The organism is Streptomyces sp. NPDC050121 (genome assembly GCF_044460385.1).
Lineage (GTDB): Bacteria > Actinomycetota > Actinomycetes > Streptomycetales > Streptomycetaceae > Streptomyces > Streptomyces soliscabiei.
Window position 1 is genome coordinate 484,917 of record NZ_JBITJV010000003.1, and the last position, 23,628, is coordinate 508,544.

The 23,628-nt window shown below is 71.6% G+C and carries 24 protein-coding genes, 1 tRNA gene and 3 pseudogenes; 11 read left to right on the forward strand and 17 right to left on the reverse strand.

Annotated features, from left to right (window positions below; genetic code table 11):
• The first annotated feature begins 156 nt into the window (after positions 1 to 156).
• Positions 157 to 231, forward strand: a tRNA-Val gene (locus tag ACIBTS_RS06960).
• Positions 232 to 270: 39 nt separating this feature from the next.
• Here the strand turns inward: ACIBTS_RS06960 and ACIBTS_RS06965 are convergent.
• Both ACIBTS_RS06965 and ACIBTS_RS06970 read right to left on the reverse strand, forming a co-directional pair.
• Entirely contained in the window at positions 271 to 600 is a 330-nt protein-coding gene (locus tag ACIBTS_RS06965; protein WP_079662636.1) for a hypothetical protein, read from the reverse strand.
• A 112-nt stretch (positions 601 to 712) separates the two neighbouring features.
• Complete coding sequence (locus ACIBTS_RS06970) at positions 713 to 1,096, reverse strand: thiol-disulfide oxidoreductase DCC family protein (protein ID WP_399317127.1); 384 nt, start codon at positions 1,094 to 1,096, stop codon at positions 713 to 715.
• A 123-nt stretch (positions 1,097 to 1,219) separates the two neighbouring features.
• Between ACIBTS_RS06970 and ACIBTS_RS06975 the strand changes: the two genes are divergently transcribed.
• Positions 1,220 to 1,762, forward strand: a complete 543-nt coding sequence (locus ACIBTS_RS06975) for a GNAT family N-acetyltransferase (RefSeq protein WP_399317128.1) — start codon at positions 1,220 to 1,222, stop codon at positions 1,760 to 1,762.
• On the opposite strand, the gene ACIBTS_RS06980 is transcribed toward ACIBTS_RS06975, so the two are convergent.
• Positions 1,653 to 2,693, reverse strand: a complete 1,041-nt coding sequence (locus ACIBTS_RS06980; RefSeq protein WP_399317129.1) for a ketopantoate reductase family protein — start codon at positions 2,691 to 2,693, stop codon at positions 1,653 to 1,655. The two genes, ACIBTS_RS06975 and ACIBTS_RS06980, sit on opposite strands and share 110 nt — an antisense overlap.
• A 97-nt stretch (positions 2,694 to 2,790) precedes the next feature.
• Here ACIBTS_RS06980 and ACIBTS_RS06985 point away from each other — a divergent pair, with 97 nt between their 5' ends.
• Complete coding sequence (locus ACIBTS_RS06985) at positions 2,791 to 3,021, forward strand: DUF2277 domain-containing protein (RefSeq protein ID WP_079662640.1); 231 nt, start codon at positions 2,791 to 2,793, stop codon at positions 3,019 to 3,021.
• A 90-nt stretch (positions 3,022 to 3,111) separates the two neighbouring features.
• Here ACIBTS_RS06985 and ACIBTS_RS06990 read toward each other — a convergent pair whose 3' ends face one another.
• The 7 genes and pseudogenes from ACIBTS_RS06990 to ACIBTS_RS07020 form a co-directional block, all read right to left on the reverse strand.
• Positions 3,112 to 3,723 (reverse strand): DedA family protein, encoded by a 612-nt coding sequence (locus ACIBTS_RS06990; RefSeq protein WP_399317130.1) that lies wholly within the window; start codon positions 3,721 to 3,723, stop codon positions 3,112 to 3,114.
• A gap of 224 nt (positions 3,724 to 3,947) precedes the next feature.
• Entirely contained in the window at positions 3,948 to 4,403 is a 456-nt protein-coding gene (locus ACIBTS_RS06995; RefSeq protein ID WP_399317132.1) for a DoxX family protein, read from the reverse strand.
• Between the two features lie 102 nt (positions 4,404 to 4,505).
• Entirely contained in the window at positions 4,506 to 6,407 is a 1,902-nt protein-coding gene (locus ACIBTS_RS07000; protein WP_399317133.1) for an FAD/NAD(P)-binding protein, read from the reverse strand.
• 165 nt (positions 6,408 to 6,572) lie between these two features.
• Positions 6,573 to 6,827: pseudogene (locus ACIBTS_RS07005) on the reverse strand (alkaline phosphatase family protein); the annotation flags it as partial.
• Positions 6,828 to 6,844: 17 nt separating this feature from the next.
• The gene (locus ACIBTS_RS07010; protein WP_399317135.1) at positions 6,845 to 7,207 is read right to left on the reverse strand and encodes a zinc ribbon domain-containing protein; all 363 of its coding nucleotides are present in this window, start codon (positions 7,205 to 7,207) and stop codon (positions 6,845 to 6,847) included.
• 166 nt (positions 7,208 to 7,373) lie between these two features.
• Positions 7,374 to 7,481, reverse strand: a pseudogene (locus ACIBTS_RS07015) (hypothetical protein); the annotation flags it as partial.
• 87 nt (positions 7,482 to 7,568) lie between these two features.
• Entirely contained in the window at positions 7,569 to 8,213 is a 645-nt protein-coding gene (locus ACIBTS_RS07020) for an HNH endonuclease family protein (protein WP_079662644.1), read from the reverse strand.
• 379 nt (positions 8,214 to 8,592) lie between these two features.
• Between ACIBTS_RS07020 and ACIBTS_RS07025 the strand changes: the two genes are divergently transcribed.
• The gene (locus tag ACIBTS_RS07025) at positions 8,593 to 9,174 is read left to right on the forward strand and encodes a TMEM165/GDT1 family protein (RefSeq protein WP_399317137.1); all 582 of its coding nucleotides are present in this window, start codon (positions 8,593 to 8,595) and stop codon (positions 9,172 to 9,174) included.
• Between the two features lie 188 nt (positions 9,175 to 9,362).
• On the forward strand, positions 9,363 to 10,013 hold the full coding sequence (locus tag ACIBTS_RS07030) for an HAD family hydrolase (protein ID WP_399317139.1): 651 nt from the start codon (positions 9,363 to 9,365) through the stop codon (positions 10,011 to 10,013).
• A gap of 43 nt (positions 10,014 to 10,056) precedes the next feature.
• Here the strand turns inward: ACIBTS_RS07030 and ACIBTS_RS07035 are convergent, their stop codons facing one another.
• Positions 10,057 to 11,199, reverse strand: a complete 1,143-nt coding sequence (locus tag ACIBTS_RS07035; protein ID WP_399317140.1) for a peptidoglycan-binding protein — start codon at positions 11,197 to 11,199, stop codon at positions 10,057 to 10,059.
• 180 nt (positions 11,200 to 11,379) lie between these two features.
• Between ACIBTS_RS07035 and ACIBTS_RS07040 the strand changes: the two genes are divergently transcribed.
• Positions 11,380 to 13,425 (forward strand): DHA2 family efflux MFS transporter permease subunit, encoded by a 2,046-nt coding sequence (locus ACIBTS_RS07040; protein ID WP_399317142.1) that lies wholly within the window; start codon positions 11,380 to 11,382, stop codon positions 13,423 to 13,425.
• Here ACIBTS_RS07040 and ACIBTS_RS07045 read toward each other — a convergent pair.
• Both ACIBTS_RS07045 and ACIBTS_RS07050 read right to left on the reverse strand, forming a co-directional pair.
• A complete protein-coding gene (locus ACIBTS_RS07045) occupies positions 13,418 to 13,930 on the reverse strand; it encodes a GNAT family N-acetyltransferase (protein ID WP_399317145.1) in 513 nt (170 codons plus the stop codon). The two genes, ACIBTS_RS07040 and ACIBTS_RS07045, sit on opposite strands and share 8 nt — an antisense overlap.
• Before the next feature lie 102 nt (positions 13,931 to 14,032).
• Positions 14,033 to 14,337: pseudogene (locus ACIBTS_RS07050) on the reverse strand (IS200/IS605 family accessory protein TnpB-related protein); the annotation flags it as partial.
• Between the two features lie 350 nt (positions 14,338 to 14,687).
• Between ACIBTS_RS07050 and ACIBTS_RS07055 the strand changes: the two are divergent.
• Together ACIBTS_RS07055 and ACIBTS_RS07060 are read left to right on the forward strand one after the other, a co-directional pair.
• Positions 14,688 to 15,404 (forward strand): hypothetical protein, encoded by a 717-nt coding sequence (locus tag ACIBTS_RS07055; RefSeq protein WP_319677412.1) that lies wholly within the window; start codon positions 14,688 to 14,690, stop codon positions 15,402 to 15,404.
• Between the two features lie 3 nt (positions 15,405 to 15,407).
• Positions 15,408 to 16,106 (forward strand): hypothetical protein, encoded by a 699-nt coding sequence (locus ACIBTS_RS07060; protein WP_399317147.1) that lies wholly within the window; start codon positions 15,408 to 15,410, stop codon positions 16,104 to 16,106.
• Here the strand turns inward: ACIBTS_RS07060 and ACIBTS_RS07065 are convergent.
• Positions 16,095 to 16,526: a DUF1992 domain-containing protein gene (locus tag ACIBTS_RS07065; protein WP_079662650.1), complete on the reverse strand. Its 432-nt coding sequence runs from the start codon at positions 16,524 to 16,526 to the stop codon at positions 16,095 to 16,097. The two genes, ACIBTS_RS07060 and ACIBTS_RS07065, sit on opposite strands and share 12 nt — an antisense overlap.
• 117 nt (positions 16,527 to 16,643) lie before the next feature.
• Between ACIBTS_RS07065 and ACIBTS_RS07070 the strand changes: the two genes are divergently transcribed.
• Positions 16,644 to 17,030, forward strand: coding sequence for a hypothetical protein (locus ACIBTS_RS07070; RefSeq protein WP_319340182.1), 387 nt, complete (start codon positions 16,644 to 16,646; stop codon positions 17,028 to 17,030).
• 43 nt (positions 17,031 to 17,073) lie between these two features.
• Here the strand turns inward: ACIBTS_RS07070 and ACIBTS_RS07075 are convergent, their stop codons facing one another.
• Complete coding sequence (locus ACIBTS_RS07075; RefSeq protein ID WP_399317150.1) at positions 17,074 to 17,745, reverse strand: O-methyltransferase; 672 nt, start codon at positions 17,743 to 17,745, stop codon at positions 17,074 to 17,076.
• 449 nt (positions 17,746 to 18,194) lie between these two features.
• On the opposite strand from ACIBTS_RS07075, the gene ACIBTS_RS07080 reads away from it, so the two are divergent.
• Positions 18,195 to 20,294 (forward strand): phosphatase PAP2 family protein, encoded by a 2,100-nt coding sequence (locus tag ACIBTS_RS07080; protein ID WP_399317152.1) that lies wholly within the window; start codon positions 18,195 to 18,197, stop codon positions 20,292 to 20,294.
• Positions 20,295 to 20,617: 323 nt separating this feature from the next.
• On the opposite strand, the gene ACIBTS_RS07085 is transcribed toward ACIBTS_RS07080, so the two are convergent.
• Entirely contained in the window at positions 20,618 to 21,811 is a 1,194-nt protein-coding gene (locus ACIBTS_RS07085; protein ID WP_399317154.1) for an acyltransferase family protein, read from the reverse strand.
• 264 nt (positions 21,812 to 22,075) lie between these two features.
• Here ACIBTS_RS07085 and ACIBTS_RS07090 point away from each other — a divergent pair, with 264 nt between their 5' ends.
• Positions 22,076 to 22,693, forward strand: coding sequence for a hypothetical protein (locus ACIBTS_RS07090; RefSeq protein ID WP_399317155.1), 618 nt, complete (start codon positions 22,076 to 22,078; stop codon positions 22,691 to 22,693).
• Positions 22,694 to 22,925: 232 nt separating this feature from the next.
• Here the strand turns inward: ACIBTS_RS07090 and ACIBTS_RS07095 are convergent, their stop codons facing one another.
• Positions 22,926 to 23,603 carry an alpha/beta fold hydrolase gene (locus tag ACIBTS_RS07095; protein ID WP_399317157.1) on the reverse strand — a complete coding sequence of 226 codons (678 nt, stop codon included), beginning with the start codon at positions 23,601 to 23,603 and terminating at the stop codon, positions 22,926 to 22,928.
• Positions 23,604 to 23,628 lie beyond the last annotated feature (25 nt).

The window sequence follows — 23,628 nt, forward strand, 5'->3', positions numbered from 1 at the left end:
AGGCAGCCGCGGGCGGGCGGACGATCCGGTGGGCTCCCGGATCCGGGGTGGGGGTAGCCCCCGGGGGAATGCTCGGGGGAATGCTCGGGGGAGTCTTCGGGTGGATACGGGTTTGCAGGACACAGGCACCGGCAATGTAGGCTGTCGACTCGTCCTGGGTGCGTAGCTCAGGGGTAGAGCGCCTGCCTTACAAGCAGGATGTCGGCGGTTCGAAACCGTCCGCGCCCACCAGGAGAGCGAGAGGGCCCCCGGAGCGATCCGGGGGCCCTTTCACGTGTCGGGATGCGCGTGCTTGAGGCTCATACGGGCCTCGACCCGGTCCGCCTCGGCGACCTCCGCCCAGAAGCGGTGGCAGCTCACGAACACCGCCAGCTCGTGCTCCCGGCGCCGGAGCTTCTCCACCTCGGCCTGTTCGTCGGCCGTCCAGCCGGGGGAGGCGGGGCGCTCGACCTTGCGCCAGCCCCCGTCGTCACTGAAGCCGTCCAGCGGCTCGACGGACCAGGGCAGCCGCTTCAGCAGGGCCGCCAGCTCGGCCCGGACCTGATGCAGCTCCTCCTGACCGGCGCGCAGGTCGCTGGGAAAGTCATAGGTCTTAGCCACACGACAATGGTACGCCTGTTCGAATTTGAGTGGCGAGCTCCTTTGGGGTGTTCGTGTGAACGTGCGTTCGAGAGGGGTCGTGGGGGACTCACGAAGTCACCGCTCGTCCGGATCAGCGCGGCGGCACCGCGCACGCGGGAGTGCCGCCGGGCAGCCGGTGCCGGTTGCGGGACACCCACCGGTAGACCACGCGGGCGCCGGCCCGGATGCCGGGCAGCCGCACGACGGCCGCGAGCACGCGGTACACGCCGGACGGCGAGGTGCCCACCCAGCGGGCCAACGCGTCCGACCCGCCCGCGAGAACCGTGCCGCCGCGCAGCAACAGCACCTCCTGGTCCAGCCGTTCGAGGTGCGGTGCGGTCTCCTCGGCGGGCAGAAACTGCCAGGGCACCGCCTCCAGCGTCGGCGCTGCGAGCGCCCGGACGCGGTCGACGGAGGTCTGGCAGAAGCCGCAGTCCCCGTCGTAGGCGAGAACGGGGGGTGCGGAGGCGGGCATGGGCGTTCCCTTCCGTCAGGACAACCGTTCCGAGGGGACGGTACGGACCGGTACGGACCGGTACGGACCGGGTCGCCCGCTGGCGGACGGCCCGTTGTCAGACCCTCGTTCTACGGTTGCCGTATGGATCACAGTGGTGTGGAGCAGGTGCGGCTGGTGCCATGGTCGCAGGGCGACTTCTGGCTGTTGCAGCGGTCCAACAGCCCCGAGATGACCGCGCATCTCGGCGGGCCGGAGAGCGAGGAGAAGCTCGCCGACCGACACCGCCGCTACCTTGCGGTGGCCCCGGGCGGTATGTACCGCGTCGCGCTGGCGGACAGCGGGGAGACGATCGGGTCGATCGGCTACTGGGAGACCCAGGTGCGGGGCGGCACGGTGTGGGAGACCGGGTGGGCGACCCTGCCCGAGTTCCAGGGCAGAGGCCTCGCTGTGCGGGCCGCCCGGGCGCTCATAGAGGTCGCGGGACAGGCGGCCGGTCACGGCGGTCACCCGTCCCTGCACGCCTTCCCCAAGGTCGACCACACGGCGTCCAACGGGGTGTGCCGCAAGGCCGGTTTCACCCTGCTCGGGCAGATCGACCTCGAGTACCCGAAGGGGAACCCGATCCGGTCCAACGACTGGTACGTCGACCTGCGGAGCATCGGCACGACGCTGCCCAGCGTGTAGCGGCCGCCAACTCCCGTACCAGGCGCGTCGTCACCGGCGCCGGTATGCCGTGCCGCTCGGCCGCCCGCAGCAACGCCCCGCCGATCGCGTCGAGTTCGAGAGGGCGGTCCGCCTCGGCGTCGCGCTGCATGGAGGACTTGGTGGTGGGTGCGAAGGCGTCGATGGGGGTCCCCCCGCTCGAGCGGAGTCGAGAGTGGGGGAGGGCGAGTGCCTGGGCCGGGTCGGCGGGGGCGCCGCAGACGCCGCTGACGGCCGCGCTCTCCTCGACGAGGGCGATCAGCTCCTCGCGGTGCCGGGTGCGGACCTCGCCGAGGGGCAGGCCGTACCGGGTGGTGAGCAGGGCGAACGGCGCGAGGAACGCCATCTTCGCCCACAGCGCGGCCGTCTCGTCCGGCAGGACACGGACGGTCGGGCCGGCCGCCGTCAGCGTCCGCGAGAGTGCGTCGAGGCGGGGCCGCGGCACGGCGTCGCCGGCCAGGTCGATCTCCGTGAAGGGGCTCGCGTGCTCGATCACGCCCCGCGCCACCCGGGTCGACTCGACGCGGATCACTGCCGGGGCCACCCGGTCCGGACGGTGGAGGGCGCGCAGCACGTCCGGGTGCTCGACGCCGTTCAGGAACGGTACGAGGAGGGTGTCGTCGCCGAGCGCCGGGGCGGGGATGCGGGTCAGGGCCGCGTCGAGGGCGGTGTGCTTGACGGCGATCAGGACCGCGTCGACCGGGACGCGCAGCTCGGTGTCCGCGTCGACGCGGGCCGTGAAGTCGCCGAACTGCGTGCTGTGGACGCGGATGCCGTCGGTGCGCAGGGCCGCGGCCGTCTCCTCGCCGGCCAGGCAGGTCACCCGGTGTCCGGCCCGGGACAGCAGGGCCGCGAGCAGGCCGCCCACCCCGCCGGGGCCGAGCACGGCAACGCGGAGAGTGTCGTTCGTCAAGCTGATGTCGTCCTCTCGTCGGTCGGCCCCAAGGGTGCGGTGGCCGCCTCGGACATGATCATGGCACGCGGGCGGGGTCCCGGGGCAGACTGGGCACATGTGCCGGAGTATCAAGACGCTGCGTCCCCCCGCCCTGCCCGAAGAGGCCACGGAGGACGAGATTCGTGCCGCAGCCCTGCAGTACGTACGCAAGGTGTCCGGCTTCCGGGCGCCGGCCGAACACAACCGGGAGGTGTTCGAGAGAGCGGTCGAGGTCATCGCCGCGGCCACCGCGGAACTGCTGGACAACCTGGAGGTGCGAGGGTCGCACCGCCCGACGGCGGCATGACGTCGACGTACCCGCGCGGGCGCTGATGAGGTACGCGCGCGGGCGCGGGCGCGGGCGCTGAAAGCTGCCCGCGGGCCGGGAACGGCCCGGTTACGCCGGCTGCCGTCGCATCACGTACGCCGCGCCCGCGCCCGCGCCGAACAGCGCGAGCACCGACACCCCCGTCGCCAGCCAGGTCGTGCCCAGCCAGTGCGCGCCGAAGTAGCCGAGGGCGGCGCTGTAGCCCGCCCAGGACAGGCCGGCCAGCGCGGACCAGGGGAGGAACTCGCGCGGGCGGCGATGGGCGGCGCCCGCGATGAGGGAGACGACGGAACGGCCGGCCGGGGCGAAGCGGGCCAGCACGACCAGGGCGCCGCCGCCCCGGGCGAGCGCGTCGCCGAGACGTTCCTGCGCGGTGGTCAGCCGGCGGGAGCGGGAGATCGCCCGGTCCAGGCGCTCACCGCCGCGCCAGGCCAGCCGGTAGGCGACCAGGTCGCCCAGTACCGAGGCGGTCGTCGCGGAGAGGATCAGGACCAGGATGTCGGGGACGTCGTTCGGCACTTGGCCGGTGGCCGCGCCCGAGCCCGCCGCCGCGGCCGTCGCCGCGGTGATGACGAGCACTCCGCTGGGCAGCACCGGCAGGAACACGTCGAGGAGGACCGACAGGCCCACCACCGCGTAGATCCAGGGGCTGCCGAGCAAAGCCCCCACACTCTCGAACACCGCAGACTCCCCGTGTCTCCCCCGTGCCAGCCGACCGTGCCGCTGTGTAGCGGGGGAGCGGCAGGTGCGGCCAATGACAGCCGTACAGCGTACGCGTGGGGTGTGACAGCGGATTCACGGGGGGCTCGTGTGTTCGGCACAGCACGTTCACCTGCGCCGGAACCGACGCCATGCTCCGCGGCAGGGTCCAGGCCGTGGAGCAAGGCGTCGTTCGGCCGGGGCGGTCAGGCGGCGACCGTGGTCTGCTGCTCCGCGGGCTCCCGCTCGGTGGCCGAGCGGCGTGCGATCAGGCGGTCCAGGCCGAGTGCGCCGGAACCGGTGAAGACCAGCAGCAGGAAGGCCCAGCAGAACATCGCCGCGGCCTCGCCGCCGTTCTCGATGGGCCACAGGGCGGCCGACTGGTGCACGTCGAAGTACGCGTACGCCATGGAGCCCGAGGCCAGGAACGCGGCGGCCCTGGTGCCGAGGCCGAGCAGCACCAGGCTGCCGCAGACGAGCTGGATGACGGCCGCGTACCAGCCGGGCCAGGTGCCGGAGTCGATGGTGCCGCCGTCGGTGCCCGGGACGCCGCCGAGGACGCCCAGGACAGAGGACGCGCCGTGGCAGGCGAAGAGCAGGCCTACGACGATGCGGAAGAGGCCGACCGCATAGGGCTGTGCGGTGTTGAGGCGAGCGGACATGGGGGGTGCTCCTTCGGTGTCGGTCTGGGCCGGTTCCGTACAAGGGGAATTGACGGGCCGGTGGGGCGGCGGTACCGAACGAGCGACTCACGTTAGGTGGACCTAATAGATGCTTTCAAGTTCAACTTTTGGCCATGACTTGGGCTCCGTTTGGGGCTCCGTTTCCGCCTTCGCGGCACGTAGAACGGCTCTCGCCACCGCGTCCGCGTCCGAAAGCGTGACCGAATCCACCCCCGGGCGGGCGCCCGCCGCGGTGACCCAGTGCACGCCTTCCGTGGGCACCCCGAAGGCGAATCGCCTTGTGTGCGACTGTCCCTGACGGTCAATCAGGTGATAGGGGCGCTGTGTCACATCCAGTCCTCCGGTCACGTAACCGTCCACCGTGTGGGGACGGCACTGTCCGGTCCTCAGCAGCCGGGCCAGCAGGGTGTCGGCGGTGCGGCGCACGTCCGTCTCCGGGAGCCGGGCCTCTATGAGGGTGCTCACGCGGACGGCCGAGCCCGGCACCTGCGGCGAGTGCGCCCGCCAGGCCCCGTCCACCTCCCGCACCTCCAGCCGGGGCCCGAGCACCTCCACCACCCCCGCCTCCACCAGGGCGGCCAGTTCCTCGACGCGGCGGCGGGGCGGTCCGATCGACAGGAAGGCGTTCAGCGGTGTGTACCAGCGGTCCAGGTGGTCCCGGCGGGAGGCGCCGGCCAGCCCCGCGTGGTCGACGATCAGCCGCAGTTCGTTGCGCAGGTCGCGCAGCACGTCCAGGGCCGCCTTCGACGGGCCGTCGACATTGCCCCGGGCGGCTTCCGCCGCGTCCCTGCGCAGATACGCCAGCAGCCAGTCCCGCCACTGCCCCGGATGCGCGAACCGGCGTTCCCCGTACGGCCGGGAGATCCGGTCCCAGTTCCAGCGGGCGGCCTCGGGCACCCCGAACTCGTCGAGTATCAGAGCCTCTTGGGGAGCGCGGTGCGGGACGGGGAGGAACCGGTCCGGGAACTCCGCATGCCGTACGAGGGCCGCGTAGTACACCGTCTCCACCTCCTTCGCCACCAACGGCCATATCTCGGCGAGGAAGTCGGGCGCCTCACCGGAGTCCGCGCGCTTGCGGAAGCCCGCGATCACCTCCGGGGTCAGCACGCGCGGGGTGTGACGCCCGTACGGCCCCTTGGCGTTGTCGCCGCGCGCCTGGTAGGGGATGCCGCGCCGGGAGCCGGCGTACAGGCGCGGCTCGTGGCCGGAGGGCAGGTAGCGCAGGCCGTGCGGGACGGGGACGTAGCGGCCGCCCCGGCCGGTGGTCAGCAGGGCCATGTGGTCGAAGAAGTTCAGGCCCAGGCCGCGCAGCAGGACCGGTTCACCGGGGGCGAGCGCGCCGAGGTCGACGTCGGCCGGATTGGCGGGCGGGACATGGCGCAGGCCGTGCCGTTCGGCGTGGGCGGCGTGGCGCTGCCGGGCGGCGTCGGCGACCACCGGCAGATGCCCCTGGGCGAGGACGACGGCGGACAGGCCGGGCAGGACACGGCCGTCGTCCAGGGTGAGGACCTGCCGGCCGTCGGCGGCGTCGTCGAGCCGGACCGCGCTCGCCGTGTGCGTCTCGACGCGCACCGAGGGCGGGGCCTGGCGCACGGTCCGCGCGAACACCCACGCCAGGTAGCGGCCGTAGTGCGCACGGGTCGGGTACTCGTCCGGTCCCAGCTCGCCGCCCGCCCACGCGTGCAGACTCGGGCCCGGGCGGATCGGGCCCGCGCAGTCCACGCTGTCGTCGGTGAACAGGGTCACCTGCGAGGCCACCGTGTTCATGAGCAGCTCCGGCGACTGCGCGGTCCGCCACACGCGCCCCGGTCCCGGTGGGGCGGGATCGACGACATGGACGGTCAGCCGTACCCCGGGCGGCAACAGCTCGGGCGCTGAGGCACAGAGACGTTCCAGGACGCTGGTGCCGCGCGGCCCGGCGCCGACGAGGGCGACGGCGAGATCGGCGGCAGGGCCGGCGTGGCCGGCGTTCACTGAGGGCAAGGGGGTGACTCCCGGGCGTGTGGGGCGCGATGGAGCTGGCCGCCCGCGAGGCCCTGACGGAAGCGGACGGTCCGCCTCATCATGCTCCCCGAACTCTTCGAGAACGGGAGGACCCCCACCGTCACGGAAGCCAACGTGGGCCCCACACGCCCCGGTTGTCCCGCATCAGGTGGTGAGGTCGGACTCCTCCACGGTGGCCAGCACACGGTTCCCCCGCGCCTGCTCCAGCCGCAGCCGGGCCGAACGGCCGTTCAGCGTCAGGGACATGAGCTGGTTGCCGAACCACGGCCCGCCGGTCCTGCGCCAGTCGGCGGGCGGTCGCGGACAGCGCCCGTGCCGACGGAAGCGCCGCCCGAGCGCACGGGCCACGGCGCTCCAGCCGAAGCGGAAGCCCACCCGTATCGACAGGGGGATGGAGTTTTGACATCCTCTCCCTCTTAGAAGAGGGGGATTTCAGCCGGTTTGGGTTGAGGTTCACGGACGTTCTTCGACCGCGTGGGCGGTGTCGTCCCTCCGGTACCGGCTGTCCGCCGGGGGCGGGGGATCCCGCCCTGTCCTGCCGCGACGTTGTGGCTTGCGTTGGTGTCCGCGTTGCAGGTGAAGCCGCAGGACGAACAGACGAACTCGGCTTGGCTCTTGCGCGACTTCTTCTCGATCCACCCGCAGGCACTGCACCGCAGACTCGTGTACGGCGCGGGAACGTCCTCGACCCGGCCGGGGGCCTTGTGCCCGGTGCGCTGCCGCAGCAGACCCCAGCCCTGGGCGAGGATGGACCGGTTCAGGCCCGACTTCTGCGCCACGTTTCAGCGCCTGCTGCTGCACGTCCGCGTTCCCGGCACCCAGCCACTCGTTGTCGCGCCGGGCCTCGGTGAGCTGACGGCACTGCTCCGCGAAACCGGGCGCGGACCTGCGACCCTTCCGCCAGTGCGCATGCTGCTCCACGGCAAGGTTCCAGACGTACCTGGCGTGCGCGCAGTGCAGCAGCATCTGCCGCTCCTGCTCGCCCGTCGGGTACATCCGAAACCGTGCCATGCCGTGAACGTAGACCACACGTTCCCCGTCCGCGCACCTCATCGATCACTGTCACCCGTGCGAGTGACAGCCCCGGCCGGCCGCCGGCGCCAGGACCCTCGACTCCCCGGCGTCAACGCGGCGAGAAGTTCAGCAGTTGGCGAGGTAGCTCGTCAGCGCGCTCTTCTCGGCGGAGTCGACCGAGAGGTCGTAGTAGTACTTCACCTGCACCCAGGCGCGGACGTACGTGCAGCGGTAGGAGGTGAGCGACGGCATCCACTCGGCCGGGTCCTGGTCGCTCTTCTGCTGGTTCACGTTGTCCGTGACGGCGATCAGCTGCGGGCGGGTGACGTCGTTGGCGAAGGCCTGGCGCTGGGCGGTGGTCCAGTTCCGGGCGCCGGAGTCCCAGGCCTCGGCGAGCGGGACGAGGTGGTCGATGTCGAGGTCCGAGGCGGCGGTCCAGGTGGCGCCGTCGTAGGGGGAGTACCAGCTGCCGCTGGTGGCGGTGCAGGCCGAGTTGGTGACGACGTTCGTACCGTCCCGCTTGAGGATGTACTCACGGGTGTTGCAGGTGCCGCTGATGGTGATCCAGGTCGGGAACAGGTCCCGGCTGTAGCCGGTCCTGACCTCGCTCGCCACGGTGAGGGAGGCGAGGTAGCTGCGCGCGGTGGCGGCGCTGACCGGGGTGGGGAGAGCGGCGGAGGCGGTCGGGGAGGTGAACAGTCCGACCGAGGCTATGAGACCCGTGAGGGCGGCGAGTATGCTCAGCCGTCCACGCGCGTAGAACTTCGACATGCGAACTCCCTTGGGGAGGCGGGGGTGTTGGAGCGCGAGCATTGGAATGCTCGCCGTGTCGCATTGCGGGGAGGTGTGCGTCCGGTTAGAAGTTAGTGACGTGCTCATGACACGACAAGGTTTATGGCAGAACGATCTCGTACAATGGGATGCGCAGAAGGGGAGTAGCTCTTCGCCGGACCGTCGACATACTGCTCAGCTCGTCTGAGCCGGCGCCCGGAGGCGGACCCGTCATGGCGGGTCGGCCGGCGAGACCTTCGGCAAGCAGTGCACATCCGTGCCGTACGGCACGGATGACTTGTGTGCTGCCGTGCCGAGGTGTCTCATTCCCGAGGAGTCGGGACTCTCGGTGGGGCGGCCCCCGACCGATTGAGGAACCTTGATCAGCATCACCGTGACGGCACTCGTCTTCGGCGTCGTCTTCCTGGCCGAGCTGCCCGACAAGACCGCACTCGCCGGCCTCGTCCTCGGCACCCGCTACCGCGCCTCGTACGTCTTCGCCGGCGTCGCCGCCGCCTTCGCGCTGCATGTCGCGCTGGCCGTCGCGGCGGGCAGCGTGCTGACCCTGCTCCCGCAGCGGCTCGTGCACGTGCTGACGGGCGTGCTGTTCCTGGGTGGCGCGGCCGTGCTGCTGCTGAAGAAGGACGGGGACGACGAAGAGATCCGGCGGCCGGAGAACCAGTCCTTCTGGAAGGTCGCCGGCGCGGGCTTCATGCTGATCCTCGTCGCCGAGTTCGGCGACCTCACCCAGATCATGACGGCCAACCTCGCCGCCCGCTACGACGACCCCCTCTCCGTCGGCCTCGGCGCGGTGCTGGCGCTGTGGGCGGTCGCCGGCCTGGGCATCGTCGGCGGAAAGGCCCTGATGAAGCGGGTCCCGCTGCAACTGATCACCCGGATGGCGGCACTCCTGATGCTGACCCTCGGCGCATGGAGCCTGTGGGAGGCAACCGCCGGCTGAGCCGGGGGCGGGGGGAGTCGGGGGCGGGGTCGCTGGGCTGAACGGATGGTGAACGGTTGCTGGAGGTTCCTGTGGGGGGTGGCGGTGGGCGGTGATTGTTTTGTACCGTGGGAAAACAAAGTGGCTCCCGCCCGTTTTCCCTGACCGGCGGGCGGGGCCGCCTTGTTTCTACGTGTCTGGAGCTGATGATGCCGGTCCTGACCGCCCGCGCCCTCCTGCTCGACATGGACGGCACCCTCGTGAACTCCGACGCCGTCGTCGAGCGCATCTGGCGGCGCTGGGCCGACGTGCACGGGCTCGACGGGGACGAGGTCATGAAGGTGATCCACGGCCGTCAGGGACACGCCTCGATGGCCGTGCTGCTGCCCGGCCGTCCGATGCATCTGAACCTGGCGGACAACGCGCGGATGCTCGCGGAGGAGACCGCCGACCTGGACGGCGTCGTGCCGGTGCCCGGCGCACCGGAGTTCCTCGCCTCCCTGCGGGGCGTCCCGCACGCGCTGGTCACCTCGGCGGACGTCCCCCTGTCGACCGCCCGGATGGCCGCGGCGGGACTGGAACTTCCCGACGTGCGTGTCACCGCGGAATCGGTGGGCGCGAGCAAGCCGGACCCCGAGGGCTTCCTGAAGGGCGCGGCCGAGCTCGGCGTCGCCCCGGCGGACTGCGTGGTCTTCGAGGACTCGGGCGCGGGCATCGCGGCGGGGCGTTCCGCGGGGATGCGCGTCGTGGGCGTGGGGCCGCGGGCGGCCGTGCACGGCCCGGACGTGGTGGTGCGGGATCTGCGGCAGGTGCGGGTGGAGGTCGCGGCGGACGGGGTTCGGCTGTCCTTCAGCTCGTAGGGGTCCCCAAGGGTCCCCCGCGCAGGACGCGCCACCTCCCGCGTCACGGTTCCTTCGTCTCGGACTCCAGCTTCGTCCGCGTCGCCGCCCCGTACACGCCCAGCCCGTCCGCCGTCGTCCCCCTGGACCACTGGTAGTTGCGCAGCGCCTCCTCGACCTCGCTGCCGAAGGTGCCGTCGGCCTCGCCGTTGTAGAAGAACACCTGCCGTAGCCGCAACTGGAGTTCGGTCACCTCGGCGCCCGTGTCGCCGCGCCGCAGGACCGTGCCCTCGGAGATCGGCGCGCTCTTGTCGGCCCCGTTCCCGGGCCTCGCGGAGGCGCTGACGGGGGCGGTCGGCGTCGCCTGTCTCGCGGCCGCCTCCGCCGACGACGACGGCGACGCCGAGGGCGAGGGCGAGGCGCTCTCCTTCGCCGCGGAGGGCGACGGAGTCGCTCTCTCGGACGGGGACGCCGACGCCTCGGAGGCCGATGGGGGCGCGGACGTGCTCGCCGACGGCGTCCCGGAGGACGCGCTCGTCGAGGAGACCGGCACGGCCGCCCGTACGTCCTTCGGAGCAGCCCCGTCGCGCGTCGGCTTGTCGTAGGAGAACAGCCCGCTCGCGAACCCGGCCGCGGCCACCACGGCCACGACGGCAGTGGCCGTCGCGACCAGCAGCGTCCGGCGACGGCGTGGGCTTCGCGGTTCCTCGTCGTCGGGGTGCGCGGCACCGGCGGCCGCCGCCTCGAACAGGCTCAGGTCGCCGGCGCCGGGCCCGGCGGCGGGCGGGGCCGGAGGGGCGAACGGCACCGCCGTCGTGTGCGGCGGTGGCCCGGCGGGATCCACCGCGCGCAACGGCATCGTCGCGTCGGCCGAAACCGCGGGCAGCGGCATGGTCAGCTCACCGTCCGGCGAAACCGCGGCCCACGCCACACCCCCGGCCGCACCCGAGCCCCCCTCCGGGGGCGTACCCGAGCCCCCCTCCGCGGGCGGCTGCTGTCCCTCCAGTTCCACGTACGGCCGTATCCGCAGTGGATCGAAGTCCTCCGCCGCGGCCGCCTCCGCCGTGCGGGTGTCGCGCAGGGACTCGGCGGCGCGCTGGGCGCACGAGCAGGACGGGGTGTTGTCGGGCGCGCGGAGCGCTCCGCACTGCGGGCAGGGCAGCCCCCGCTGCCCCGGTGGCCCCTGCCGCCCCGTCGGATCGATCACGTGTTCGTCCCTCCCCATCCAAACTTCAAGGATTATGCAGATCCTCCACACAGTGGGCCGCCCGCGCCCCCCGGAATGTCATATTCCGCCAGGAATCAGGGGGGCTTACGAGACTCAAGAGGCCATAACGGGTCACACCGATCACGATGGAAAGGGTCACCAGAGCCTCAGGAGGCATCCATGGCCTTGGACGCGCACAGCAGGACGGCGGATCCACGTCAGGAACACGTGTCCGGAAACGTCCTCGTCTCGATCGGCGCCCTGCTGCTCGGCATGCTCCTCGCCGCCCTCGACCAGACGATCGTGTCCACCGCCCTGCCCACCATCGTCAGTGACCTGGGTGGTATGGAGCACCTGTCGTGGGTGGTCACGGCCTACATGCTGGCGTCGACGGCCGCGACCCCGCTGTGGGGCAAACTGGGCGACCAGTACGGGCGCAAGAGGCTGTTCCAGATCGCGATCGTCCTCTTTCTGATCGGTTCGGCGCTGTGCGGAATGGCGCAAAACATGCCGCAGCTGATCGCCTTCCGGGCCCTTCAGGGCCTGGGCGGCGGCGGTTTGATGGTGCTGTCGATGGCACTCGTCGGCGACCTCGTCCCGCCGCGCGACCGCGGCCGCTACCAGGGCCTGTTCGGCGCGGTGTTCGGCACCACGAGCGTCCTCGGCCCGCTTCTGGGCGGCCTGTTCACCGAACACCTCAGCTGGCGCTGGGTGTTCTACGTCAACCTGCCCGTGGGCGTCGTCGCCCTCGCCGTCATCGCGGCGGTCCTGCACATCCCGCTCAAGGCGACCAAGCACGTCATCGACTACCTCGGCACCTTCCTCATCGCCTCCGTCGCCACCTGCCTGGTCCTGGTGGCCTCCCTCGGCGGCACCACCTGGGACTGGGGCTCGCCGCAGATCGTCGCACTGGCGGTCCTGGGCGTGCTACTGGCCTTCGCGTTCGTGTCGGTGGAGCGGCGGGCGGCCGAACCCGTCCTCCCCCTCAAGCTGTTCCGCATCCGCACCTTCACCCTCTCCGCCGTGATCAGCTTCATCGTCGGCTTCGCGATGTTCGGCGCGATGACCTACCTGCCGACCTTCCTCCAGGTGGTGCAGGGCGTCTCGCCCACCATGTCCGGCGTCCACATGCTGCCGATGGTGGCGGGCATGCTCCTGTCGTCCACGGGCTCCGGGCAGATCGTCAGCCGCACCGGCCGCTGGAAGGTGTTCCCGGTCACGGGCACCGCCGTCACCGCCCTGGGCCTGCTCCTCCTGCACCGGCTCGACGAGCACAGCTCCACCGGCGAGATGAGCGCCTACTTCTTCGTCTTCGGCCTCGGACTGGGCCTGGTCATGCAGGTGCTGGTGCTGATCGTGCAGAACGCGGTCGCCTACGAGGATCTCGGCGTCGCCACCTCCGGCGCGACCTTCTTCCGCTCCATCGGCGCCTCCTTCGGCGTCGCCGTCTTCGGCACGGTCTTCGCCGGCCGCCTCGGCGACAAGCTCGCCGACGCCCTCCGGGGCGTCCCGCTCCCGCCCGGGGTCTCGCCGGGCGCGCTGGAGGCCGACCCGCGCGGCATCGCCGACCTGCCGTCCGCGCTGCGGCCGCGCGTTCTGCACGCCTACGCCTCCTCCATCACCGACGTCTTCCTGTACGCGGCGCCGGTCGCGCTCCTCGGCTTCGTCCTGGCGTGGTTGCTCAAGGAGGACCCGCTGCGCGGCTCGGTCACCGCCCCCGACGTGACGGAGACCCTCGCCAGCAACCCGGTCGAGCGGTCGTCGTACGACGAGGTGTGCCGCGCGCTGTCCGTCCTCGGCACCCGCGAGGGCCGCCGCGAGATCTATGTGAAGATCACCGCGCGGGCCGGCTACGACCTCCTCCCGGCCGCGAGCTGGCTGCTCCTGCGGATCAAGCGGTACGGCAGTGTCGAGCCGGGCGTGCTCGCCGAGCGCAGCACCGTCCCGCTCCCGGTGATCATCGAGGGGGCCCGGCAGGTCGAGGAGCGCCGGCTCGCCGCCCGCGAGGGGCTCGACATGCTGCTGACCGACGAGGGCCACGAGGTCGCCGAACGGCTCGCGCAGGCCCGTGAGGAGTCGCTGGCCGAACTGCTCGGCGACTGGTGGGGCCCGGACCGGCCCACCGACCTCGTCCAACTGGTCAAGGAACTGAACGACGAACTGTGCGGCTCGGACCGCGAACAGCCGTACGGCGGACGGGTGGTGACCGACCACCGACTCAGCTGAGGTCCTGGCCGAGCGGCTTGGCGAACCAGTGCTCGGCGTACGGCTCGTCGTTGTACGGCTCGGTCTCCGCGTAGCCCAGCCGGGCGTACAGAGCGCGGGCCTCGACGAGGTCGCCCCGGGTGTCCAGGATCATCCGTGCGGCGCCGAGAGCGACGGCGGCGTCCTCGGCGGCCCGGACGAGGAGCGCCGCACCGCCCTTCCCGCGCAGCCCCTCCCGCACGAACACCCGCTTCAGTTCGGCCGTCGTCGCGTCCAGCAGCCGCACACCCGCACAGCCGCCCGGCTCACCGTCGTACCGCCCGACCAGCAACTGCCCGCCGGGCGGGGTGAGTTCGGCCCAGCTCTGGGCGGCGATCTCCCGCTCCAGCTCGTCCGGATCGGTCCGCCGGCCCTCGTGCAGCAGGTACCAGCGGTCGCTGACCTCCGTGTAGTACTCCCGCCAGAGCGCGCCGGCGACCGGGGAGTCGTGGGGTTCGGGGGCGATGGTCCAGGACGTCAGCGTCATCCGGTCATTCTGCGGCGACGGTGTGCGGGGCGCGCAACCGGATATGCGTCACCGTTCCTAAAGACTGAGCGGGAGTGAGTCCTGGTGCCAGGGCTCGTGCTCAGCCGGACGTCCCGAACGGTGTTGGGCGTCCTGGTCTGCCGCGTTCGCTCCGCGTCCGGGCGCCCAGCGCGAGGAGGACTCCGGTGTGAGGGCGCGCTTGCGTTCGGCCCACCGCTCGCCGTCGTGCTCCAGCCCGGCCGCGCAGCGGGCCCTCAGGTCCCGGCAGGCGAGCGTGCCCAGATGGTCACCGACCAGACGCAGCACCTCCTCGTCCCTGACAGTCAGACCCTTGAGCCGGTCGCGCACCGCCACACCGGACGGCCCCAGGGCGACGACGGCGCCGCCACCTCACGCAACCCGCCCATCCCTTCCGCCCCCTCCCGCGTCAGTCGCAGAACCCCTCACCACACCCAACGACCACCACCGGCAAAGGTCACCCATTCGACAGGGAAACTCCAGTTCCCCTCCCGGGCGCCGGGCCCGTCGCAGCCCGGACGCCCACCCATGCGCGCCAGAACACGCCCGTGCGCACTCGATCGCCAGCAGTTCACAACCCCTGCGTCGATCGGTCCGCCGCCGAATAGACACGCTGCGCACCTCAATTCCGAGGACCTCGGGTGCCGTGCGCCGTGCGCCGCTCGCCGTTTGGGAGGGGCCGTCCGGGCAACCCGAAACGGGAACCGGCCCGTGGGGCCGACACACCGGAAGGCAAGGCATGTCCACAGGAGTGATCATCGCTCTGATCGTGATCGTGGCGGCCGTCGTCGCCGTCGCGGCCGTCCTGGCCGTACGGGCCCGCGGCTCGCACGGCGGACGGAGCCTCAAGCACCGCTTCGGACCCGAGTACGACCGGGCGGTGGCCCGGCACGACGGGGACGTCAAGGCCGCCGAACGGGAACTGGAGGCTCTCGTCCAGCGGCACGGCGGGCTGCACGAGCGGCCGTTGGAGCCCGCCGAACGCGATCGGTTCACGGCCCGCTGGACGGCCGCGCAGGAGCGCTTCGTCGACTCGCCCCGGGAGGCGGTCGCCGAGGCGGACCACCTCCTCGCGGAGGTGGCGGGCGCCCGGGGCTTCCCGGACGGCGCCCAGTACGACGAGCAGCTCGCCGCCCTCTCCGTCCACCACGCCCGCCACGTCCACGGCTACCGACGCGTCCACCGCGTCGCACGCGTCCATATGACCGGCGCGGGCAATAGGGGTGGTGCGACTGGGGTGACTGATGCAGGTGGCGTGGACGACGGTCGCGCGCCCGGCACGGAGGACATGCGGGCCGCCATGGTCGAGGCCCGCGCGCTCTTCGACGACCTGGTCGGCCCGGCCCACCGCGACTCCGGCCGGCACCGCGCTCAGCAGCCCGCACGAGGGGACCGCTCCCGCTCCGGCCACCACCTGCCGTGGGGCTTCCACCGCCACCAGGCGAAGGAGGGCTGAACCATGCCGGACACGACACCGAACGTGACACCCGACCCGGGCACGGACCACGGCACGAGCACGGGCACGGGCACGGGCACGAGCACGAGCACGGGGCCGGGGAACCGCCGCAGGCCGGACGACCCGATGCGGGCCCCCGCCCCGGCTCCGACCCCTGCCCCGCCGCCGCCCCCATCCCCGGCCGGGACCGTCGCGGCGGCCGGGGCCGTGTCGCCCGGCGAGGGCGTCCTGCCGGATGAGCCGGCCGAGCCGGCCGAGCCGGCCGAGGGCGATCCCCGCGGGCGCACGACGGCCGGTTCCAGGGCTCCTGTCGCTTCCGGGACAGCCGCGGCCACCCCCGCCGCCACCGCGACCGCGCCTCCCGCCGGCGGTCAAGGGGCGCCTCTCCTCCCGGAGGACGAGTGCGACCGGATCGCCTCTCGGATGCGGCACGCGGTCGTCGGGTTCGTCGACGGGCCCCGGGACGCCGTGGAGGAGGCGGACCAGGTGCTGGAAGAACTCGCCGCCCGCCTCACCGACGCCGTGGACCGGCGCCGCCGTACCCTGCGCGGGTCCTGGCAGGAGTCGGCGAACGGAAAGGGTGACGGTGGCAAGGACCGGGCGGCGACGGCGGCCACGTCCGCGCCGACCGTCGACACCGAGCAACTCCGCCTGGCCCTGCGGGACTACCGCGCCCTGACGGAGCGACTGCTACACCTGTGACGTCCCGGACTCCCCGGCCGTCGCCCGGCGCTCCCGCCACTCCCGTACGACCGCTTCGACGTCGTACGGCTTCATGCCCAGCGGGGGGCCGGGCGGCGGCTTGAACATCATGTCGCGGAGCTTGACGTTGACGTCCGTGATGATCTTCCGGACGATGCGCTCCGAGGGCGCCGCGTACGCCGCCGCGAGCGCGTCCTCCGCCTCCTTGCGCAGGGCGAGCGTCGGCGGCAGGACGGAAAGGCCCTCGCGGGCCATCTTGCGTTTGATCCACCAGAGTTCGTCGTACGTGGTGTCCGTGCCCGGCGGCAACGGCTTTCCCGCGCCCGGGAGTTGGTCGAACTCGCCGCGCCGCTCCGCGTCACGGATCTGCTTGTCGACCCAGGACTCGAACGGGACACCCGGTGGCTTTCGCTCGGTCATGCGTCCATTGTGCCGGACGCGGTGGGGCCGGGCGATTTATCATGCGGCGGCTGCACAAGCACACTTAGGACCCAGGACGCCGACAGGCATGTCACAGACATCTCAAGGGGAGCGCACGTGCTCGAACTGACCATGGCCACCGTCTCCGGCACGGAAGAGGGCGCCACGGCCGGCATGCTGATGGCCGACTCGCCCAGCGATCCGGGCGCCGTGCTGCGGGTGGGCCGGGACAAGTCCGTGTGCCGTCTCGCGACCCCGGACGACTGGCTGTTCGTCTCCCGCGTGCACCTGGAGTTCCTGTGCGGCCCCGAGGGCACCTGGCAGGTGACCTGGCTGCGCGGTTCGCAGGACGAGCCGTCCTCCGAGGTGCGACTGGTGATCGGGGAGTACGCGCAGCAGCTCGCGTACGGCGGGACCGTGCCGCTGGCGGGCTCCGGCGAGATCATCGTCCTCGACCGCACCGGGCCGCGCAGCGTCAACGTGGGCTTCTACCACGAGGCGTGACGGCTGTGGGCTCCCGTCCCGGCTCCCCGTTCCCGCTTGCCGGCTACGCCAGGACGCGCGCCAGCGCGAAACCGTCGTAGCCCTTCGCCCCGACCGTCTGGATCGCCGTGCCGCTGAGCCTCGGGTGCGAGGCGATCAGCTCGATCGCGGCGCGGGTGCCGAGCACGTCCCCGGCCTCGCTGCCCGCGTCGATGACCCGGCCGCCCCGTACGACGTTGTCGAGGACGATCAGACTGCCCGCGCTCGTGAGCTTCAGCGCCCACTCCAGGTAGTGGGCGTTGTTGGCCTTGTCGGCGTCGACGAAGACGAGGTCGAACGGGGGCGGGTTCTCGTCGGCCAGCAGCGGCAGCGACTCCAGGGCCGGCCCGACCCGCACCTCGACCACCTTGTCGAGGCCCGCGCGGGCGATGTTGCGGGTGGCGACCTCCGCGTGCCGGGGGTCGTACTCCAGCGAGATCAGACGGCCGTCGGCGGGGAGCGCACGGGCCAGCCAGATCGTGCTGTAACCGGCGAGCGTGCCGATCTCCAGGATCGCCCGCGCGCCCTGCATCTCGGCGAACAGCTGGAGCAGCTTGCCCTGGTTCGCCGTGACGTTGATGGGCGGCAGCTCGGCGGCCTCGCTTTCGCGCAGCGCGGCGGCCGTCACCTCGTCGTCCGGGGCGAGTAGGTCAATGAAGTAGGCGTCGACGGCGTCCCAGACCTGCGACTCGCTCATGCGCTCTGCCTCTCGTGTGCCTGATCGTGTGCTTGATCATGTTCCTGATCGTGTGCCTGACATATGGTCGGCATACCTCGTTAGGAATGCTAACTAGAACAGGTCAACGCCACCCGCCGCGCACGGTTTTCCCTTCCGCCGCGTGCCACGGCCCCCCGCCCGAGGAATTCAGCCGTTCGGCGCACGGGGCGAGAGCCGCTGCGCAACAAGGGTGCGACGGGGCTGTCGCCGGTCGCCCACCTGCCGTCCTGATCCAGCCATCGAGCCGCTCCTGCGGCGGCGGCCCCGCCGCAGGAGCACTATCGTCTTCCGGACAAAAGGAGAGCGGACGTCAGGTGAATCAGGGGTGGCCTGCGTCTCTGTCCGGGGGAGTCTCGGCTCCTCGTAAGGTGCGCTCAGGAACCCGCGCACGAGACGTGTGGAACGAACGGGGCGGAGGCCGACCGGTCGTGGCGAATGCGGAGCACAGCGGGCGGCCGACGGAGGCCTTCGGGTCGACGGCGGTCGACACGACGAGAGCGCGGCTGCGCGCGGCCCGCCTCGGCCTCTGGCTGGTGGCGGCGGTCCTCGCCGTACGCCAGGTGGCCGTCGTCCTCGGCACCCCACGCGGAGAGAGACTGACGGACCTGGAGACCTGGGTCGGACCCAACGGAGTGCTGCACGTCAACGGCTCGCTCTACGACTCCACACGCTTCACGGGCACCCCCTTCGGCGGACTCGTCCTCAAGCCCCTGACCCGGGCCGCCGAACAGGCCCTCGGCTGGGGCTGGACCTTCGGCACCCTGCTGCTCGTCGCCGCCCTCGGTCTGGTCGTCGCCCGCTCCCTGCCCCAGCCGGTCAACAGACGGACGTCGCTGCTGGCCGCGCCGGTCGCCATCAGCCTGCTGATGCTGTCGCTGCCGGTGCGCAACGCGCTCTGGCTCGGCCAGACCAGCATCCTCCCCGTCCTCCTCGTCCTCCTCGGCTGTTTCGTCGCCCGGGACTGGCGGGCGGCCGGCGCCCTGATCGGCATGGCCGCGGCCCTGCAGCCCACGGTCCTGCTCTTCGCCGCCCTGCTCTGGTTCACCGGCCGCCGCCGCGCCGCGGCCGCCACCGGCGCCGCCTTCGCCGCAGTCACGGCGCTCGCCTGGGCGGCGATGCCGCACGACTCGTACACCTACTGGGTGCACCACACGGCGGGCGTCGGCCTCGGCGGCGAGGCCGACGCGCTGGCCAACCAGTCCCTGCACGGCGCGCTGCTGCGCCTCGGCGTCGCCGGCCCGCTGGAGATCGTCCTGTTCCTGTCGCTGGGCGCGGCCGTGGCCGTCCTCGGCATCCGCCGCGCCGTCCGCTACGCCCGCGACGGCCAGCTGCTGCTGGCGGTGGCCCTGACCGGCTGTGCGGCGATCGTCGTCTCCCCGGCGTCCTGGCAGCACCAGCTCCTGTGGGTGCTGCTGGCGGTGGTCGGCAGGGGCGGCAAGCGCGCCTCCGACCGCTATGTCTGGCCGGTGGCCGTCATTCTCGTGATGACCCTCCCGGCGAACATGCTGCTGCCGAACATGGCGACTCTGTACCCCCTGCGCGACAACGCTGTCCTGCTGGCCGCGCTCGCCGCCGCCACGGTCGTCCCCTTCCTCCCACGCACCTCCCCGCACTACCGGACCCCGATCCCCACGGAGCACGCGGCCCCGATCCCGACGCGCTGGAAGCACGTCCCGCTGCTGCCGTTCATGAAGCGCGTCCTGACCCGCCCGAACCTGCTCCTGGAGCTCCTGCTCATCCGGGTGACGTACGCGGCCTACCAGCAGGTCCGGCTGGCGGCGACGGGCGGCACGAACTCCGGCGGACGGGCCCGCGCGGAGGCCCACGGCCGGCAGATCCTCGACGTCGAGCGCTTCCTGCACATCGACATCGAGCACTGGGCCAACCACGCGGTGGTCAAGGTCGGCTGGCTGCGTGACTTCTTCGACTTCTACTACGAATCCTTCCACTTCGTGGTGCCGCTGTCGGTCCTCGCCGTCCTGTACCTGCGCCGCCCGGTCGACTACCGCTGGGCCCGCTCGTCGCTCGGCTTCGCGACCCTGCTGGCCCTCGTCGGCTTCTGGCTCTACCCGCTGGCCCCGCCCCGCCTGATGCCGAACCTGGGCGTCATCGACACCGTCCATGGCGCCCAGGACTTCTCCAAGCCGGACTACGGCACGCTGACGGCCCTCACCAACCAGTACGCGGCGATGCCGTCCCTGCACTTCGGCTGGTCCCTGTGGTGCGGCCTGGTCATCGCGATCGTCGCCCCGAAGTGGTGGATGAAGGCCCTGGGCCTGCTCCACCCCTTCTTCACGGTCTCGGCGATCGTGGCCACCGGCAACCACTGGGTCCTGGACGCGGTCGGCGGCGCGGTGGTGGTGGGCGGCGGCTTCGGCTTGTCGTATCTGCTGATGGGCCCGAGAGCGCGGCTCGCGACGGCGACGGCGAGCACCAAGTCGGCGGATGCGCCGACGTCGGCGGACTCGGTCGAGTCGGTGGACTCGGTCGAGTCGGTGGAGGGCAAGCAACGCACGCCGAGCGGCTGATCTGTCGGGGACGGACGGGGGAGACCAGATCATGATCGGGAAGGCTGTCCTGAACCGCAGGCGGCGACGGCCGTTGTTCTGGCTCCTGCTGTCCGCGCTGTCCGGCGCCGGAATCCCCCTCGTCTGGCTCTGGGGAGCGTTCTCCGGCGGCCTGGATCCAGAGGAGACCTGCGAGCTCATGAAAGGCCAGGTCTACGATGACGCCTACCGCACCGAGCACTGGCGTGAGCCGTCGCGTGCGTTCCCTCTGCACAACAAGTGCAACGCGTCGTACGACCTCGTTCCGTTCTGGATCAACCCCACGCTGGTCTGTCTGGCGCTCATCACCGTGGGGAGCCTGATCGCGGCCGTCGTGCTGACGGTCGCGCGTTACCGGCCGCGTGAACGGCCGACGGCCGGCCCACCCGACCTCGCAGCCACCGCTCCGCAGGACGCTCCACCCACTGATAGGCCAGCGCCGCGAGGGTGAGACTGACGACCACCACGCCCGCCCAGAACAAGAGCGTCTCGCCGCTGCCGCTGCCGCTGCCGGGGCCGGGCTTGCCCCACTTGAAGACCGCCGCGCGGATCACGACCTCATGGATGAGATACCAGGCGAACGACCAGTGTCCCAGCCTGATCATCCAGGCCCCGCCCAGCCCGGTCCGCCTGCCGTCCAGGTCGGCGCGGGCGGCGGCGCAGATCAGGGCCGCGAAGAGGGGCGCGGAGAGCAACTGCGAGGCGGAGTAAGGGCTGTACCAGAGGGCGTCCGGCACCCGGTTCGACCAGGGAATCAGGACGAGATGCCAGCCGACGACGAGCCCGACGGCGAGGGGCAGCGACACGGGAGGCCGCCAGCCGCGCTTGAGCGCGAGCCCGGCGACCACACCGAGCACGAACTGCAGGAACCGGGTCAGCGGAAGATAGTCGAGTGCCCAGGTCCGGTCGGTGGGCGACAGCCCGGACACAGCGGGCCACAGCAGGAGGGCGGCACAACTGACCGCGACGGCCGTCCAGCCCCAGACCCTGGCCCGCCGCCCGGCGAGCAGCGCCAGCAGCACGGGAAAGGTCAGATAGAAGAAGGCCTCGTCGCTGAGCGACCAGGCGGCCGGATTGCCGCCGGTGAAGATGACCGGCTGCGGAAACCACGCGTGCACCAGCAGCAACGTCGCGACGACGGCCTTGAGCGACACGGCACGATCCATGACGCCCCACACTGCGACGGACCCCGCGACGCTGACGGCAAGCATCGGCCAGATACGAGCGAACCGCCGCCACAGGAACACCCGGGCGGGAACGCCGGCGCCGTCATAGGTCCAGGCGAGAACGACGCCCGACAGCACAAAGAAGAACGTGACCCCACTACGCCCGTACCAGACGGCGTCACTGACCCCGGGCACGGTCCCCACCTGCCGGGACAGGTGATACAGCACGACAAGCAGCGCCGCCCAGAAACGCAGCCCGGTCAGGGAAGGCAGCCGGTCACGACCGGGGGCGGGTATGGAGGTCATCGAGGTCATCGAGGTCATCGAGGTCATCGAGGGGAGAGCGTACGGGGCACACGGAGGCACCGCATGCCCCGCCCTGCCTTTGCTGAGTTGACGTCAGTTGTAGGGGATGACGACCTTCACGGGCTCGTAGGGCCTGCTTGGAGCGGCCTTCGGCCCCCTTCCTCGGGAGACCTCGACACCTCTATGCGGCTCTTGGCCTGGGGACGGATGCCGCAAGGCAAGGGTCGCCCATTTCTTTTGCTTCGCAGCTTCACCGCCGCGTAGGGTCACCGCGTTCCAGGAGGTGAGGCCGTGACCACGTACGGCACGATTCTGATTCCCGTGCCGCTCGAACAGGCGGCCCCCGTCCTGAGCGAGGTGTGTGCGGCTGGCTATGCGATCCCCGCCGGGCCGAGATTCTGCCTCGTCCATCCGGACCGGTCCCTCGACGACAACAGTGTCTTCGCGCTCGCCGGGCCGATCAGCGCCGGGTTGGGCGTACCAGTGCTGGCTGCCTTCCAGTACGACGGCGACCGACTGGAGTTGGAGGTCTGGCGGGACGGAGTGCGGGCCCACCGCTACGACTCATGGCCGGCCCGGGACGACGAGAGCGCCGACGATGCGCCCCTGGGCGCCGACCCCACTGCGTTCCTGGACTTCGCGGTCGGGCCCGTGGACAGCCACCGCTTGGCCTCCGCGCTCGCGGACACCCCGATCGATGCGCAGGACATGGACGTCGACGGCGAACCGGGCTACGTCTGGGCCCAGGCCCTGCACTGGGACGTGCTGCGCGCGCTCAGCCACCCGGACCAGGTGATCCGCCGCGCGCAGTGGGACTACTTCCACATGCGCGGCGCGCCGCAGGCGCTCGCGGAGGTGCTCGACAGCACCGAACTCGTCGTCCTGGGCACGACTGATCGCCCGTTCTGAAGCCCCACCAGCCCGCGCACGGCAAGAGTTCTCACCCGGCGGCACACATGGTGTCAGCCGGTCAGGTCCAGAGGCGGGACGGACTGTCCAAGGCGGCCGGAGGCGGGCGTGGAGCGCCGCCGCAGGCGCGCTTGAACGGCCAGCGCACCTCGCGCACATTCCGCGAGCGGGCGGCCCCGGACGACAAGGCGCCCGGCGCCCGCTGAAACTTCGCATGGTGAACGGCTGTCCGTCAGGCGGAGTCGGGCGGCAACGCGCCGAGAACGGCTGCGAGGCCATGCGGGTCGCGGCGGGCGATGTTGTGGCCGACGGGGATCTCGTGAACCCGCCAGCCTGAGTCGTTGCGCAACCGTTCGGTCAGGCCCACGAACGGGCTACCAGGCCACGCGCCTCCGCTGATGAACGTTCGGCCGAGCTCGCGGCTGGGTTTGCCTCCCAGCCTGATCGACTGGACGAAGCTCGCCAGTGGGTGCGGTCGCGCGCGAGGGTCGAGTCCTTCGGGGACTGCGACCCATCGACCGTCGGCGCGGGCGCCGGCTATGAACAACTCCCGGAAGCTGTCGCTGGTCAAAGACCAACACGAATCCCCGTCGTCCGGGACGTAGGCGTCGATGAAGACGAGCTGATCGAGGCGGTCGCTGAGCCGATCCGCGACACCGGCGATCACCATCCCGCCGTAGCTGTGCCCGCACAGTGCGACGGGCGTTCCATCGCCACGGTCAATGACCTCGGCTACCTGGGCAATATGGGTGTCGAGGTTCGGCGGACGGTCCACATCGACTGGGCCGTCCGGCTCCAACCCCGAAAGGGTCACCGCCTCGACGTGGTGACCGTCTCGGTGCAGCTCAGCAGCCACCGAGTCGAACACCCACCCGCCTTGCCAGCCGCCCGGCACCATGACGAACTTCACCGCGTCATCGTAGATCAAGCAGAAC

Bases quoted from the DNA above. Each gene is read 5' to 3' on its own strand.
- ACIBTS_RS07045 (WP_399317145.1), bottom strand. From the start codon at position 13,930: ATGACGCTGACGTCCTGGACCATCGCCCCCGAACCCCACGACTCCCCG.
- ACIBTS_RS07040 (WP_399317142.1), top strand. From the start codon at position 11,380: ATGGCCTTGGACGCGCACAGCAGGACGGCGGATCCACGTCAGGAACAC.
- ACIBTS_RS07060 (WP_399317147.1), top strand. From the start codon at position 15,408: ATGCCGGACACGACACCGAACGTGACACCCGACCCGGGCACGGACCAC.
- ACIBTS_RS06985 (WP_079662640.1), top strand. From the start codon at position 2,791: ATGTGCCGGAGTATCAAGACGCTGCGTCCCCCCGCCCTGCCCGAAGAG.
- ACIBTS_RS06995 (WP_399317132.1), bottom strand. From the start codon at position 4,403: ATGTCCGCTCGCCTCAACACCGCACAGCCCTATGCGGTCGGCCTCTTC.
- ACIBTS_RS07065 (WP_079662650.1), bottom strand. From the start codon at position 16,526: ATGACCGAGCGAAAGCCACCGGGTGTCCCGTTCGAGTCCTGGGTCGAC.
- ACIBTS_RS07085 (WP_399317154.1), bottom strand. From the start codon at position 21,811: ATGACCTCGATGACCTCGATGACCTCGATGACCTCCATACCCGCCCCC.
- ACIBTS_RS07075 (WP_399317150.1), bottom strand. From the start codon at position 17,745: ATGAGCGAGTCGCAGGTCTGGGACGCCGTCGACGCCTACTTCATTGAC.
- ACIBTS_RS06970 (WP_399317127.1), bottom strand. From the start codon at position 1,096: ATGCCCGCCTCCGCACCCCCCGTTCTCGCCTACGACGGGGACTGCGGC.
- ACIBTS_RS07030 (WP_399317139.1), top strand. From the start codon at position 9,363: ATGCCGGTCCTGACCGCCCGCGCCCTCCTGCTCGACATGGACGGCACC.
- ACIBTS_RS06975 (WP_399317128.1), top strand. From the start codon at position 1,220: ATGGATCACAGTGGTGTGGAGCAGGTGCGGCTGGTGCCATGGTCGCAG.
- ACIBTS_RS07020 (WP_079662644.1), bottom strand. From the start codon at position 8,213: ATGTCGAAGTTCTACGCGCGTGGACGGCTGAGCATACTCGCCGCCCTC.
- ACIBTS_RS07055 (WP_319677412.1), top strand. From the start codon at position 14,688: ATGTCCACAGGAGTGATCATCGCTCTGATCGTGATCGTGGCGGCCGTC.